The sequence below is a fragment of the Psychrobacter sp. Marseille-P5312 genome (assembly GCF_900291405.1).
GTDB classification, from domain to species: Bacteria; Pseudomonadota; Gammaproteobacteria; order Pseudomonadales; family Moraxellaceae; genus Psychrobacter; species Psychrobacter celer.
Genome location: NZ_OLML01000001.1, coordinates 619,520 through 634,864, shown reverse-complemented (window position 1 = coordinate 634,864; position 15,345 = coordinate 619,520). Strand labels below are relative to the sequence as shown.

Below are 15,345 nucleotides of genomic sequence, written 5' to 3'. Positions count from 1 at the left end.
GCCGTTTATAGCGTGCTGCCGCTCATAATATGAGCAAAAAATCAGACCTGATCGGTGGCAAATTGATAACCGACGCCGCGTACGGTGATGATACGTTTGGGCTGGCGAGGGTTGTCTTCAATCAAGGCGCGTAAACGTGAAATATGCACATCAATGGCGCGGTCGATATTGTCTGAGCTGTCATCATTTGGCATCGCCTGCCAGAGCTGCTCACGATTGAGTACTTTACCAGAATGCGTGGCAAAGTAGTGTAGTAATTGAAACTGATGCGTGGTCAGACGTACCGGCTCATCATCAATCGTCACCTCATGACTGTCAGGAAATACGCTTAAGCGGCCAAACGTCAAGCTATCTGACTGGCTGTCTGCTTGGTTTGGTTGCTCATGACGGCGAATCACAGCGCGGATACGAGCCAATAACTCACGCGGCTCAAAAGGCTTGGCGATATAGTCATCGGCACCCATCTCAAGGCCCAACACGCGATCTGTGGTATCACCTTTGGCCGTCAACATGATAATAGGTACTTTATTGGTCATGTTGTTTTTATTGCCACGGATCTTTTGACAGACCTGCATACCATCCATATCGGGCAGCATCAAATCAAGCACTACCAAATCGATATCGCGCTCTTTGGTATCTAATAAGTCAAGACCTTCTTGACCAAGCCCTGCGTGATGCACGTCGTAATAATTCATGGTCAGATAGTCGCTGATCAATTCTGCTAAATCTGGATCATCTTCTATTAATAAGATCTGTTTACTCATGGGTTATCCTCTAGTTGTTGTTATCATGGGTCAGGCGTTTATACAGCTCTGTACAGTCATTCTGATAAATACATCAGATGCGACCGCTGTTATGTCAAACGTCTGAATGCGTTATGTGCTATTTAAAGATATTATTTAAAGGCACTATTTAAAGGTACTATTTAAAGGTACTATTTAAAGGTACTATTTAAAGGTACTATCTCGTAAATATATATATACGCTTAAATACGTATGCTTGCTGTAAACGCGCTAATAATAAAGACCGCTAATAATAAAGACATAGTGCCTAATTTTGCTGTGACAAAACAAGACAAGCTTTGTTAATGTTTCTGCATAATGTAACTGCCAGCGTAAGCCATTAGGACACAATGACTTTTTTGCCTTTAGAATCAAGGGGTAAATCGGCCAAGCAAATCAAGCTATCATTACTGATGCCTGCGATCAGATACTGCTGAGTGGTGGGGTTAAACTCGATCACTTCTACAGGCTGGCGCGTCAGACGCTGATCTTGTCCGATGATCCACACATTTGCCGCCAATGGCCTTAGAGGTTTATATGGCGGTGAATGCAATTCTGTCAAGTTCACATCATGTAAGGCGCGTCTAGGCACGATAGTGCCGACATCGATTTGTCCATAGTTGACCCGCCCCGTGACCTGCATCTTAGGCAGCAGTTTTTTGCGACTGCTCTCGTTATCGATCACATTGACATGGACCAGCAGCTTTTTTGGGTGCGGGGCTTCGACCAGTTTGCTGACTTGACCGGTGAACTGATCTGTCAGCTCAGCGGTTGTAAAATTAACCGTTTGTCCTACCGATAGCTGCGACTTTGCTTGAATAGGCACGGTTGCGACAAAGTATAGCTTGGTCTCATCAGCTATCTGCAGTAAGGACGTACGTGCAGCGAGCTGCTGTCCTGCGGCGGCATTTAACTGCGCGATCCGCCCAGCGAAGCTGGCACGCACTGTGATAAGTTGGTATGACGAATGCTTTGAGGTGTCGTCCGGTGTGTCTGTCGCAGCGTCTGCATCCGCGTCGTTTTGGCGCGGTAGCTTGGCTGAGGCAGGGTTGCTGTCGGAGGTGGCTTGGCTAGCAGAGGTAGACTTGCTATCGATGGCTGATGGCTCGGAGGCCGCGTCCTCTATGGTGGCTTGTTTTGTCTGATCCGGACGAGGTGAGGTTTTTTCAGTAGCTGGGTCTTTTGCTGCACTTTTGGTTTGTGGTGCTGCATTCTCGGTTTGCGGCGCTGAGTTGTCATCGGCCTCTGTATTTATCTCATCTGAGCGTTTGGGAGGTGTTTGACTGGTCATGTCCAGCCGTCGGACGATAAGCAAAGGCGCGTCTTTTTCGACCTGCTGACCTTCACTGACCAGTACTTGTTCGACATACAGCGGCTGGGCGGCGACAAACTGACTTTGTTTGATCGGCTGTATATTGCCCTGTAGTCCGAGGCTGGGTTGATAGCGCGATGGTTTGATACTTAGAATATGGTCTGGCGTCATCGTCACCGTGCTATCACTGATGATCAGTGGGTTATCTACTGTCTCACTGTTTTCGGCTGTGACAGGCTCATCGGTAGGCGGGGAGGGCTGACAAGCCAGCAGCAGCAAAACGCTAAGTAAGTACGGGCTTTTTTTTAACCATTGAAAAGCTGTCATAGCAGTCACCGTTATAATCGTCGTTTTATTATATAGTGAAATCCTATGAGGTGAAACGATTGTACGCTAGCTGATTGTACAGTGACAAAACATTGCCGGTCGTCATGCAATCATAATTGACAAATGCTAAGCCATACAACCTGCTAACAACCTGCTGATAGAAGCATGACTGGAGTATGACTATAGGTAGCTATTTAGATAACCATTTAGGTAATTATTTGGATAGTTACTTAAGTTATTAGCTAGGAGACTGGTCAGTCTGAACATAAATTTGTCAATCACTGGAATTGCATGAACAACTGTGCTAAAACAAACATAACAAAATATATTGATACATTTTTATCACAATCGAAAATTATTCAGCAATGTGGTGGTTGATTCTATATAATGCAGAAATATCATGAAGTTGGTGAGTTTTTTTGCCTTGTTTTTATCAAAAAGTAGGATGACGATAGTTTATGGCAAAGTGCTTTAATGTTTTTTATGCATTAAGATACCTTTATCTGGCGACACGCTAAGCACAGTGGTTGGCCACCGGATTGAGCGTCAATCGATTCAGCCATCATAAATTGCCTATCATGACCCAGATGGCGGGGCTACTTTTGCTCAGGACTGATAAAAGCCAGATACTCATAAAAGAAAAGATAGGTCCGCTACGATATAGATAGATGGCAGAGGTCGTCTCAAGCCCATAATCAATAAATGATCAATTGAGAATACCCTAACAGCTGTGTTGATAGATCGCGTGACAAACCCATAGTCGTTCATAGGACAATGAGAATGGAAAATAATTTTGATGGCTTAAAAGTGATGGTGATTGATGATTCCAAAACCATTCGCCGTACTGCAGAAACCTTGTTACAAAAGGCGGGCTGTGAAGTTGTAACTGCTATTGATGGCTTTGATGCACTTGCAAAGATTGTCGATAACAATCCCGATATTATTTTTGTGGATATTATGATGCCACGTTTAGATGGTTATCAAACCTGTGCTTTGATCAAAAACAACCCTGATTATGCCGACAAGCCTGTAATCATGTTGTCATCTAAAGACGGTTTATTTGATAAAGCACGCGGCCGTATTGTTGGCTCTGATGAGTATCTGACCAAGCCATTTAGTAAAGACGAGCTGTTTGACGCGATCAACCAATACCGCTAGACAAAGGGTCAAAATAAATGTGCCAGACTATCTTTGAGCGTGGCATATTTTGTGCAGGTTTTGATATCACGTACGGCTGTTGCTAGCCGCTTGACAACGAGTAACCACTGCGGTGAGAGGCGTGTGATCATGAGTATTTGGAGCACAGGCTGTAGCAGTTGGTCTTTATAATATATTTGAATATCCAAATGGATATCTTCGTAAATAAAGGAAAATCCTATGACTACCGTCTTAGTCATTGACGACTCGCCATCTGAAATGGCGAAATTTCGCGACATGCTCTCCAAAAACAATTTTCAAGTGTTGGAGGCGACCAATGGGGAGCAGGGCTGTCAGATGGCAGCAGATCATCTGCCAGATGTGATTTTGATGGATGTGGTGATGCCAGAGATGAATGGTTTTCAGGCGACACGCAAGATCACCCGCGGCAAAACCACCGCCCATATCCCAGTGATCATGATCAGTACCAAAAACCAAGAAACAGACCGTGTATGGGGTAAGCGTCAAGGCGCTAAAGAGTATATGAACAAACCCATTGACGAGAGCAGCTTGGTCAATATCATTCGTCGAGTAATGGAGTAGCTTGTGGCTTCCAAAGGGTTTATTGAGCTTCTGCGTCTAGCAGATCTGGCACGCGCGCGCAAAAGTGGTCGCCGCAGTGGGCAAGAATATGACTGGCAAGGTGTGGTATTTGAGATTGGCGGACAGCGTTTGGTGGCGCCAATGGGTCAGGTATCGGAGGTGTTGGCCATGCCAGAATATACCAGCTTACCCTTAGTGAAGCCTTGGATGCTAGGTATTGCCAATATCCGTGGTCGTTTATTACCGATCACGGATTTGTCACAGTTTTTACAAGTACCTAGCCGTGTGGCGCAAATGAGTCAGCGTAAGGTCATTGTCATCGATCACGACAACCTGTTTTCAGGTTTGCTCGTCGATCAGGTGATCGGTATTGAGCAGTTTACCAGTGACCAATATCGCGCCGAGGCCATCGAGCCAAGCTCACCATTTGCGCCTTATAATCACGGTAAGTTTTATAAAAATGAGCAAGATTGGTATATTTTCATGCCAAGCTTACTAGCGCAGGATTTGCAGTATAGCGATGCGGCAATATAACTGTCGATAATACAGAATCTGTCTCATTCATAAAGACAGAGGATTAGCGACTGACATGATGCGGTTGGATGTCAGCATTCATACAGGCTTTGTTGATCGTTGTTTTGATAACAATAAGATTGTCAAAGTCAGTCACGATAAGACTTTGACGATTGTTTGAAAGGAATACGTAAGATGAGTGATGTTATAAAAAAACCTGTAGCTGGTACGCCCAAAACCACAGCGGATGGCAAAGATGCCTATAGTAAATGGAATTTATTGCTGGTTCTGTTTGTGGCGATAAGCGTGGCTTGTTTGATTTGGCTAGGCAACTCTGTATCGTCAGTGAGTCAGTATTTCTCTGACTTTAATCAATCGGTCATTCTGCCTGTGGTGGTGTTGATCATAGGCATGCTAGGTATTTTCTTTGCCTTATATAAAATCTTAAAACAACGGGGCGGCTCAGAGCGCATCTTGATCGAAAAAGAGACCCTACGTCGCCGTCAAGAAGCCGAGGCGGAGTCTGAGCGTGCTCGTCAAATCCAAGAGGAAAATGAGCGTAACCAGATCGCTATTTTGCGTCTACTCGATGAGCTAGGCGACTTGGCAGAAGGGGACTTGACCGTCAATGCGACTGTATCAGAAGATTTTACAGGGGCGATTGCCGACTCAGTCAACTTTGCCATCGACCAGCTGCGTCAGCTGGTACTGGTCATTAACAGTACCGCTGAGCGCGTCTCGCAATCATCAGAGCAAACACAGATGAACGCTGTAGAGTTGGCCGAAGCCTCTGAGCACCAAGCACAAGAGATCGCTGGCGTGTCGGCGGCGATTAATGAGATGACGGTGTCGATTGACCAAGTGTCTAACAACGCCTCAGAGTCAGCGACCGTAGCCCAGCGCTCAGTTGCCATTGCCTATAACGGAGCCGAGGTAGTACAGCGCTCTATCGAAGGTATGAACGTGATTCGTGATCAGATTCAAGAAACCTCAAAGCGTATCAAGCGCTTGGGTGAGTCGTCACAAGAGATTGGCGATATCGTTAGCTTGATTAATGACATTGCCGATCAGACCAACGTTTTGGCATTGAACGCGGCCATTCAGGCGTCGATGGCAGGTGAGGCAGGCCGCGGCTTTGCGGTCGTTGCTGATGAAGTTCAGCGTCTCGCTGAGCGTTCAGCCAATGCGACCAAGCAGATCGAAACACTGGTAAAAACCATTCAGGCAGATACAAATGAGGCGGTCGTTTCGATGGAATCAACGACCTCTGAAGTCGTACGCGGTGCACGTCTGGCAAAAGACGCCGGTGAGGCACTAGAAGAAGTGCAAAGCGTTTCAAACACGCTCGCTGATTTGATCCAAAACATCTCAAACGCGGCATTGCAGCAAGCTGAATCTGCAGGCCATATTTCACACACCATGAACGTCATTCAAGACATTACGTCACAGACCTCATCAGGTACCATGGCGACTGCGCGCTCTATCGGCGAGTTGAGTGAGATGGCAGCCGCACTACAAGAGTCCGTCACTGGGTTTAAAATCTCAAATGACGATGAGTTGTTGGACGCTGATACGCTAGAGTCTGAAGAGGCCTTATCAGAGAGCGTCTGATAAATATTTGGTGCCAGAGCCTGGGTCGGCAAACAGGTGCAGTAACGGTGCATAACAATGATAGCAGGTCATGTGAACGATCTTAATCAACCAACCCGCAGCTTTGTTAAAGCAAGTAGCGCTGCGCTGGGTAAGACGGTAATGCAAAACGAGCATTTTGATGCGCAGCAATGGCAGCGGTATATAGAGCTCGAAACGGGCTTTGTACTACCAGATGTCCAGCTAAAATGGTTAAAAAATGCGATTGATCATACCGCCCAGTCGCATGGCTTAAGCGTCAAGCAGCTATGGTATCAGCTGCCCAAAAGCAATGCGCTGCGTCAACAGCTGCTGGACAAAGTACTTATCCACGAAAGCCGTTTTTTTCGACATCAGCCTTCGATAGATTTTGTGACCCAGTGCGCCGCTGAGCATCAACGCCTAGTTCTAAACGCCGATAAGATAAGTAGTAATGGGGTAAGCTGCGCAGATAAGTTGTTTCGTATTTGGAGTGTGGGCTGTGCCGGTGGGCAAGAAGCGTGGTCGCTGGCCATGAGTCTGGCGGCGCAGCAGCTGACGAGGTTTGCGATATTAGGCACTGACGTTAGTGAACAAGCACTGGCAAAAGCACGGTTGGCGCAATATGACAAACGTCAGCAGGCCTTGATTCCGCAGCACTGTCAGCCGTATGTGTATCCGTTATCAACAAACCGCCCAACGCCTACATCGAGCTTGGCAGATACCGCGATGCCTGCTACAGCGATACAGACATCATGGCAAGTTGCCCCAACGCTGCAATCACACGTAAGCTTTGCTTTACATAATATTATCGAGCGGCAACCACCCACGCCACATCTGCAGCAGGTGATTATTTGCCAAAACATGCTGCTGTATTTTCGCAAATTTGATCAGCGTGATATTTTGGCGCGGCTGTCAGCGCAGTGTGCTCCTGGTGGATACATTGTATTGGCTCCGGGTGAGGCGCTGTTTTGGCGTCCTGCAAATATGCGCCGTATTGCGAACCCACAGGTTAATGTGTGGCAAAAGACCAACACTTAAACCCCGTGCCTTCATGAGTGGCAAAATTAGTGCCTAGACGAGTTAGGATGACCCTATGAAAAACCAGCCCAATGACATAGTGACGCTTGAGTGGTTGCTCCCTCTATTTAATCAGCAATTATCACAGGTATCGGATGGCTGGCAATTAGACGCTGATCCCATCAATTATGAGCACATGGTCGTGCCCTATCATCAGCTCGGTGGTGCGCTCATCATGAGCAATCTACCGGCATTGGCAGATCTGGCATACAAGCTCAGCGCATTAGCAGAAGTTGGTGGCCGCGATGGCCTAGCTAGCGAGGCGCGCCGCGTGGGTCAGCTTGCGCACCGATTGTTGCAGCGAGCGCTAAATCAGTATGCTCGCATTGGCAGTCACCATACCGCCCCAATCACGGCCGCCGCGGAGCAACTGTTTGAGGTGCTAACGCAATTGGGAGCGGCTAGTGGGTCATCATTGGCATCCAGCGCTATTCAGCAGGGCGCATTGCATCAAAAAACTGACACAGATGCGGCTGTGGATGGGTTTGAGCTGGCCGTACCAGTGCGAACAGATGACGTCACCGAGCATCTAGACGAGCAGCAATACCAGCAGTTATTGCTCGTCTGGCGACAACAAGTACAGGTGCTGTTAAGTGTTAATAGTAATCAGCCGCCGTTATTAACCCCGCTAGAAAAAGTCAGCCAATACCTGCAGCAGACGAGCCAAGATGAAGATTTGCAGCAGCTTTGGTACTTGACTGAGCTGTGGTTTAGTGAGCTTGCGCAAAATACGGCTCCGTTGCCTAAGCAGTATGCCCCTCTGTTAAGCGAGCTTGAGCAGATCATTGACGCTTTTGTACAGCAAACACCGCCTGTGCCAAGTGTCATCAACAGCCTTATAACCAATATTTATATCGAGCTAAGTGGTCTCGACCAAAGCAGTGACAATACGCAGTCGATACTGAGCAACTTGCCCCAAAGCTCGGCGGTAGAGTCGCGTTTTTTACCGCGTATATTGAGTGAACTTGAGACTTTGGTTTTTCATTTAGACAAGCCAACCACACTGTTGTATCCGCTGCAAAAGATACAAACCCAGCTGGAGGGGCGTGGTTGGACATATTATGCCGCACAAGTGGCAGAAATACTGACCGAGATAGAGCAAGCGCTTGCGTCTGAGGCGGCGCTGACCCAAGTACAATGGCAAATTGAACAAAAGCTGCAAGAGCTATACAGCGCCATTTACAATACGGAGCAAGTGATCTCGCAAAAGATTGGTGAGGCCGCCGCGTTTGTTCCTTTTTCTGATGTGCTTGACTGTGCCAACGATCAACCCGTCACAAGTGCTGATGCTGTGTCGGCGGGTGAAGGGCTGCGTGAGCTGCGCATCGCTGTCGAAGACGTCAAACAGAGCTTTAATGAGTATATACAGCGTCAAGAAGTGCAGCTGCTACCGACGACTGCTGACTTTGCAAAAATCGGTCAAGCCTTTGATGATATGGGGTTACCAACGATCTGCCAAACCACCGATCAGATCGCGCATATCTTTAGCCAGCTAAAAACGCACGAGATTGATGCGCTGAGTTGGGATGTGACGCAAGCCTTGGCGGAAGCACTGACGTCAATTGAGCTGTTGTTAGACTATCTGGCTCAGCAGATTTTTGATCAGCAGCTATTAACGCTCGCAAGTGAGCATACGGCCAGAGCAGAAGCACTGCTTGATGCTTATATTGAGGCACCAGAGATGGTTAGTGATACTTTTCATACCCAGACACCTGCCGCAACTGACGTGCTGCGCTATGATGACAGCGGTGAGATTGCTCCTGCCAGTCATGATCTATCTGCCCAGCCATCCGATGATGCGCTAGAGGATGACAACATGCGTGATGACAACGTGCACGATGACAGTGCTACGCATAAGGATAGTGAGGCATTGGCCGAGGCTCGCGCGCAGCTGCAGCCTGATAGCTTTGAGGCAGATGCTGATATCCGTGAAATATTTATCGAAGAAGTCACAGAAGTGATCGCTGATTTAAAAGACTTTTTGCCTATTTGGCAGCAAGACTCACAGGATTTGACACCCTTGACAGAAGTGCGCAGAGGTTTCCATACTCTAAAAGGCTCAGGGCGCATGGTGGGGGCTTTTAGCATCAGTGAGATGGCTTGGTCTATCGAAAACTTGCTGAATCGATTGTTGGACAAAACCTTGCCCGTCACCGAAGACGTGGTAACACTGGTCACGCAAACCACAACGCATCTGCCCACTCTGGTCGCCGACTTTCAAGCCAAACGGCCGCCAAGTGTGGATCCTGCTATGACAATTTTGCAAAGCCGTAACCTATTGAGCGGAAAGCCTATCGACGCAGGATTGGCCGAGAGCGAGTCTGCATTGGCCATCTCTGACACCGAGTCAGGGGCTGAGGCGGAAATGCTGGCTGATGAAGTGCAAGTGGCAGCTGACGTCGCTGCATCACAGAGTAATGATGCCGTTGCGTCTAATGAGGTCGGTATGGATACAGCCGATACCGAAGTGCGCGGTGAAACGGTGTCTTTGTTTGATCTTGAGGTTCCAGCAGTGCTTGCGCCCTTTATGCCAGATGCTGGGCAGCTACCAGCCGATGCCAATGATGCAGACCCTGATATTAAAGAGATATTTATCGAAGAGGCCGAAGAGGTATTGAGCGAAATCGTGCCTTTGTATGAAAACTGGCGCATGTCTCCTACTGACCTAGATGCCTTGACGGATATTCGCCGCGGCTTCCATACCCTAAAAGGCTCAGGCCGCATGGTCGGGGCCAACTATAGCGCTGAGCTGGCTTGGGCCATTGAAAATATGCTCAATCGTGTACTGGATCGCAGTATTGAGGTGACAGCAGATATCACTCAGCTAATGGCTGATGTATTAGCCGCTTACCCAGCGATGCTCGCTACCTTTGAGCAAGGTGGTGAAGAGTATCCAGCACTGATACCGTTATGGATTGCCTGTGCAAACGCCTATAGCAAACAAAAATCTCAGGACTTTAGTTACCCAGCCTTAATGGCGCAAATGGGCAGTACGCCTGCGTCTGATATTCACAAAGACGACTTGGCTTTAGCTTCAGAGCGGTGGGATGAGACTGATGCCGATGAGATTGAGGCTGCGAGCGACTATGAAGGTAGTGATGACAGCGAGGTAAGGGACGCTGTAGCGGCCATAGAGATAGATAGTACCTTGCAATCGCTTACTTCTGTCAATGAAATGATGGCAGAAGCACCGGTGATTTTGACGCCGCAGAGCGAAGAAGAGCAAGCCTTCTGTGAGATTTTCATCGATGAAGCCGAAGCGTTATTACAAGACATTGAGCAGTTTGTTGCCACGCATCGAGATCAGCCTCAGATTGAGGTGACCGATGAGATTGTACGAGCCTTTCATACGCTGCGCGGCGCATCAGGCTCTAGTGCGTTAGCGGCGATCAGTGACGTGAGTGCGACGATAGAGCATAGTTTAGAGTTGCTACAACAGCAAGATACCGCGATGACGCCGCTGCATTTAGAGGCGTTGGCACGGTCAGCGATGCTGATCAATGGTTATCTAACGAATTATAAGCAAAACGTCCAACAACCTGATGTCTCGGTGGAAGATGCCCAAAGCCAGCAAGATATTGCGTCATTGCAAGCCATGCTTGGTGAGCAGTATCTCATCCATGACGATCAGACGGCCTCCGACAATAAGCCAACGATTGAGCAGTTGTTGGATGACAATATTGATGAGTTATTAGACGCTGAGTGGGAGCTAGAGGAGGCGCTAAGTCAGGGGGATATCTCGCAGGCTCAGCACTATATAGAGCAGCAACTTAGCCAAATCAAACACCTCACCAATAAAACCCAAGAGTTTCCAAAATTCACTGCTATCCTTGGCGGTTTGGCGCACGCTTATGCTTATCTACAGCGGCATCCAGAATCGGCAAAACAAGGAGAGGTGCAGGCGGTATTACTCGCTGGCCACGCGCAATTGGTCGGCTTGTTTGATGCGCTCGCTGGCAGCACTTCACTAAAAGTTGACCCGCAAGTGCTACATGAGTTGCAGGCGCTTGCTGGCTTCGATGACGGCGATGATGCCGAGTCGATGGTTCGCACGGTTGCTGCACCCGAGCTGCAGCTTGAGTCGATCGATACCGATGTAGAGCTGCTTGAGATTTTCTTAGAAGAAGCGCAAGAGCTAGATGACGCGCTGGATGAAAGCTTTAATAAGTGGCGTGCCGATATCACCAATATCAACGCGCTTAAAGTATTGCAGCGTCACTTACACACCATCAAAGGTGGCGCAAGAATGGCGGGCATTAGCAGTATTGGCGACCTGACCCACGAGGCGGAGAGCATTTATGAAGCCTTTGTAGAAAACAGGAAAACACCAACCGCGCAGTGGCTAAAGATTATGCAAATGGTGCAGGACACCATGTCATTGCAAGTCATGCATATCGTTCGTCATCAGCAGTCGTTTTTTGCTACAGAATTGATTGAGCAGTTACAACAGTTTGAAAAAGCAGACACATTGCCAGCGGTGGTTGAGCTGATCATACCAGCACCGACCAATCACTTCGATGCCGACACCCAAGCACAGGCTGACAATACCCAGCAGAGCCATGAAGTAGCAGACACGGTCAGCTTAGATACCATGATCAAGCAATCATGGGCCAATGGTTTGCCTGATCCTGATCTTTTGGCAGTGTTTTTAGAAGAAGCAGAAGAGCTGACCAACCAAAACCAACACTTGCAAGTGTTTTTACAAGATGCCGAAGATACCGTGGCGTTACAGTCGCTACAGCGTGACCTGCATACTATCAAAGGTGGCGCCAAAATGGTCGGCGCCAGCGGCATCGCTGACTTGGCTTATGAGCTAGAAGCGACGTATAAAAACTTTGCTAGCCGTCGCCGTCCTGCAACCGAAAAAGCTCAAGCATTGATTGTTGCTTGTCACGACTGGCTGGCAGATGCGGTATTTATGCTAGGTCTACAGGTCAACCCGCCAACGCCGACGCTACTGATTGAAGCGCTACAGCAGTTTGGTAAAAACCCTAATAGCCTAAAACAAGTACCAAAAGAGTCGCTGCAAGCACAGCGTACAGCGATCTTGCTGGCAAAAGAAGCACAGGATTCGCAATATCTAGAAAAAGACATCAGTCAGATGCCGTCGATGTTTGCAGAGACCGATGAGGAAGAGCAGAGCGCCAGCAGCAATGAGATGATTCGTATCTCAGGTGGCTTGATTGAGCATATGATCAACCTATCGGGTGAGTCTGCGATCAACCGTGCTCGTATCGATATGGGTATGAGCAGCTTGACCAACAGTATCGAAGAGATGGGCATTACCGTACAGCGCTTGGCCGATCAGCTACGCCGTATGGAGACGGAGCTTGAAGCACAGATATTGTCGCAAATCGATGACGAGCTGATTAATAACGAAGATTTTGATCCATTGGAGATGGATCAGTACTCGTCACTCAATCAGTTGTCCAAATCATTGTCAGAGTCGGCCTCGGATTTGGTCGATATTAACCACACTTTATTAGAAAAAACCCGTGATAGCGAAAGCTTGCTGCTGCAGCTGGCACGTACACAAACCGAGCTACAGGACGGTTTGATGAACTCGCGTATGGTGCCGTTTACGCGCTTGACCCCGCGTCTGGAGCGTATTGTCCGTCAGACTGCAAACGAGCTTAATAAATCTGTAGAATTGACCATTATCAATGCTGATGATGAGATGGATAGAACCATTTTGGAGCGGATTACCTCACCGCTTGAGCATATGCTGCGAAACGCTGTCGACCACGGTATCGAAAACACCTCGGCTCGACTCAAAGCAGGCAAAGAGCGTAGCGGTCATATCACTTTAGAGGTGCACCGCGAAGGGAGTGAAGTCGTCATTCAGTTATCGGATGATGGCCGCGGTATCGATGTAGAAGCCGTACGCAACAAAGCCATCTCTCAAGGCCTTATCGATGCCAATGACGATAGCCTGACTGATGTCGATATCATGCAATATATCTTTAATGCCGGCTTGAGTACCAGTAAGCAAGTGACGCAAATCTCAGGCCGCGGCGTTGGTATGGATGTGGTGATCAGTGAGATTCGCCAGTTGGGCGGGGCGGTCACTGTGGTGTCGGAGCTGGGCAAAGGGTCACGCTTTACCATGCGCTTACCACTGACAGTTGCAGTGTCTGATGCGCTGGTCGTACGTGCAGCCGATCGCTACTATGCCATTCCACTGGTACAGATCGAGCGTGTGGTGCGTATCAACCCAGAAAAACTTTATGAGTATTATCAGTCCAATGACGCCACGTTAGCGTTTGAAGGGAATGATTACCGCGTACGTTATCTCAACGAGATTCTCTCGGGTAATAAGCTCAACGAGCTGATGGTCAATACCAACACTAGCCTACCACTGATCATCATCAAAAACCGCACGGGACAAAACATCGCCTTACAGGTCGATCAGATTGCAGGCTCACGTATTGAAGTGGTCGTCAAACCATTGGGACAGCAGCTATCCAACCTCTCAGGCATTTCGGCGGCGACCATCATGGGTGATGGCTCGGTCATGCCGATTTTGGACTTGATTGCACTAATGCGAAATGCTCCAAGGGTCAAAAACGTGACCAAGCCTAGCGGCACTCAGTCAAAACCGACGGTACTGGTGGTGGATGACTCAGTCACGGTACGTAAAGTGACCTCTCGTTTCTTAGAGCGTCAAGGCTTCAATGTGGCGCTTGCCAGAGATGGTATCGATGCTATCGAAATACTACAAGAAACCACGCCAGATATGATATTGCTCGATATTGAGATGCCGCGGATGGATGGCTTTGAGGTGGCAACGCAAGTCAGAAACAATCAGCGCTTACAGCATATTCCAATCATTATGATCACCTCGCGTACTGGTGAAAAGCATCGTCAGCGCGCCTTAGAGATTGGGGTAAATGACTATATGGGCAAACCGTTCCAAGAAAAACAGCTGCTTGATAAAATCCAGAGACTGCTGGGTGATGAGGTCAGCTTAACTTATGAAGGATAATGCAGGTATTTTGGCACTAACAGGGAAGACAAAAGCAAATATAAAGGTGCTGGTGGTGGCCGAAGACCATCATCAGCGCATGGCGTTTTCAGACACAGTTCGTAGCTGCGGTTTTGCGCTGATAGACTGTGTGTCGCGTGCGCAATTACAAAAAAAAACCGCACTTTTTGAGGCCGAAATAGACATTTGGCTGATCGATAGCGACTATGACGATGATATGGCGACGGTAACGGCTGCCTCCAAACCTGCCGCCGTGCTAGTGGGATTTAGTCAAGCCCCTTATCTCAATGAAGCGCAGCTGTATGCTAAATGGCAGCGTAAACTAAAGCGTAAGCTGGCGCAGATGCTGGCACTGCCCGTGTTGGTGCATACGCCTGTGTATAAAAGCGATGATACTGATAACGACTGGCATTATGTGGTGTTTTTGGGTGCCTCTATGGGCGGGCCGAGCGCGGTAAAAGAGTTTTTGGATAACTTATCGCCCACGCTACCGATTTGTATTTTACTCGCGCATCATTTTAACCAAACCATGATTGGTACGCTGCCCCGTATTTTAAATCGCCACAACGATTGGCGCTGTCAGGTCATCACCTCATCGCAGCGTCTGCGAGCTGGTCAATGTCTGATAGCCCCTATAGACAAGCAGATAGTCTGTGACTCTACTGGGCGGGTGATACTGCTAGAGCAGCCTTGGGATGGTGAATACAAACCAGCTATTGGCCAGATTTTAAAAAACACCAGCGATGTGTACGGCAGTGAGCTTATCAACATCATATTTTCAGGTATGGGTGATGATGGCTCGCAATACTTGGATCTTATTCAAGATAATGACAGCCAATTATGGGCACAAGAGCCAAGCTTGAGTGCTTGTCCGAGCCAACCACAGGCCATCATTGATTCAGGTTATTGTGATTTTGTCGGCAGCCCTGTCCAATTGGCACAAAAACTTACCGACTATATTGGTGAAAAGGCGACGGCCTCTTTGCGTTAACTTACTG

Annotated in this window: 8 protein-coding genes and 1 pseudogene; 7 read left to right on the top strand and 2 right to left on the bottom strand. The window is 48.2% G+C overall.

What is annotated here, in order from left to right; translation table 11 throughout:
* Positions 1 to 41 precede the first annotated feature (41 nt).
* Together C6W44_RS02750 and C6W44_RS02745 are read right to left on the bottom strand one after the other, a co-directional pair.
* Positions 42 to 764, bottom strand: a complete 723-nt coding sequence (locus C6W44_RS02750) for a response regulator transcription factor (RefSeq protein WP_058025471.1) — start codon at positions 762 to 764, stop codon at positions 42 to 44.
* Between the two features lie 358 nt (positions 765 to 1,122).
* On the bottom strand, positions 1,123 to 2,421 hold the full coding sequence (locus C6W44_RS02745; protein WP_105244130.1) for an efflux RND transporter periplasmic adaptor subunit: 1,299 nt from the start codon (positions 2,419 to 2,421) through the stop codon (positions 1,123 to 1,125).
* A gap of 780 nt (positions 2,422 to 3,201) precedes the next feature.
* Here C6W44_RS02745 and pilG point away from each other — a divergent pair.
* The 7 genes and pseudogenes from pilG (at position 3,202) to C6W44_RS02705 (ending at position 15,338) form a co-directional block, all read left to right on the top strand.
* On the top strand, positions 3,202 to 3,579 hold the full coding sequence (gene pilG, locus C6W44_RS02740; RefSeq protein ID WP_075100386.1) for a twitching motility response regulator PilG: 378 nt from the start codon (positions 3,202 to 3,204) through the stop codon (positions 3,577 to 3,579).
* 219 nt (positions 3,580 to 3,798) lie between these two features.
* On the top strand, positions 3,799 to 4,161 hold the full coding sequence (locus C6W44_RS02730) for a response regulator (RefSeq protein WP_075100388.1): 363 nt from the start codon (positions 3,799 to 3,801) through the stop codon (positions 4,159 to 4,161).
* Between the two features lie 3 nt (positions 4,162 to 4,164).
* Complete coding sequence (locus C6W44_RS02725) at positions 4,165 to 4,695, top strand: chemotaxis protein CheW (protein ID WP_105244129.1); 531 nt, start codon at positions 4,165 to 4,167, stop codon at positions 4,693 to 4,695.
* Positions 4,696 to 5,211: 516 nt separating this feature from the next.
* Positions 5,212 to 6,285: pseudogene (locus C6W44_RS02720) on the top strand (methyl-accepting chemotaxis protein); the annotation flags it as partial.
* Positions 6,286 to 6,357: 72 nt separating this feature from the next.
* Complete coding sequence (locus C6W44_RS02715; protein WP_227526336.1) at positions 6,358 to 7,323, top strand: CheR family methyltransferase; 966 nt, start codon at positions 6,358 to 6,360, stop codon at positions 7,321 to 7,323.
* 55 nt (positions 7,324 to 7,378) lie between these two features.
* Positions 7,379 to 14,347 carry an Hpt domain-containing protein gene (locus C6W44_RS02710; protein WP_105244127.1) on the top strand — a complete coding sequence of 2,323 codons (6,969 nt, stop codon included), beginning with the start codon at positions 7,379 to 7,381 and terminating at the stop codon, positions 14,345 to 14,347.
* Positions 14,337 to 15,338, top strand: coding sequence for a chemotaxis protein CheB (locus C6W44_RS02705; protein ID WP_105244126.1), 1,002 nt, complete (start codon positions 14,337 to 14,339; stop codon positions 15,336 to 15,338). Before C6W44_RS02710 ends, C6W44_RS02705 begins: the two co-directional genes overlap by 11 nt.
* The last annotated feature ends 7 nt before the right edge of the window (positions 15,339 to 15,345 follow it).

What these genes read in the sequence shown, in the direction of transcription:
- C6W44_RS02750 (WP_058025471.1), bottom strand. Translation starts at nt 764, where the DNA reads ATGAGTAAACAGATCTTATTAATAGAAGATGATCCAGATTTAGCAGAA.
- C6W44_RS02705 (WP_105244126.1), top strand. Translation starts at nt 14,337, where the DNA reads ATGAAGGATAATGCAGGTATTTTGGCACTAACAGGGAAGACAAAAGCA.
- C6W44_RS02710 (WP_105244127.1), top strand. Translation starts at nt 7,379, where the DNA reads ATGAAAAACCAGCCCAATGACATAGTGACGCTTGAGTGGTTGCTCCCT.
- C6W44_RS02745 (WP_105244130.1), bottom strand. Translation starts at nt 2,421, where the DNA reads ATGACAGCTTTTCAATGGTTAAAAAAAAGCCCGTACTTACTTAGCGTT.
- C6W44_RS02730 (WP_075100388.1), top strand. Translation starts at nt 3,799, where the DNA reads ATGACTACCGTCTTAGTCATTGACGACTCGCCATCTGAAATGGCGAAA.
- pilG (WP_075100386.1), top strand. Translation starts at nt 3,202, where the DNA reads ATGGAAAATAATTTTGATGGCTTAAAAGTGATGGTGATTGATGATTCC.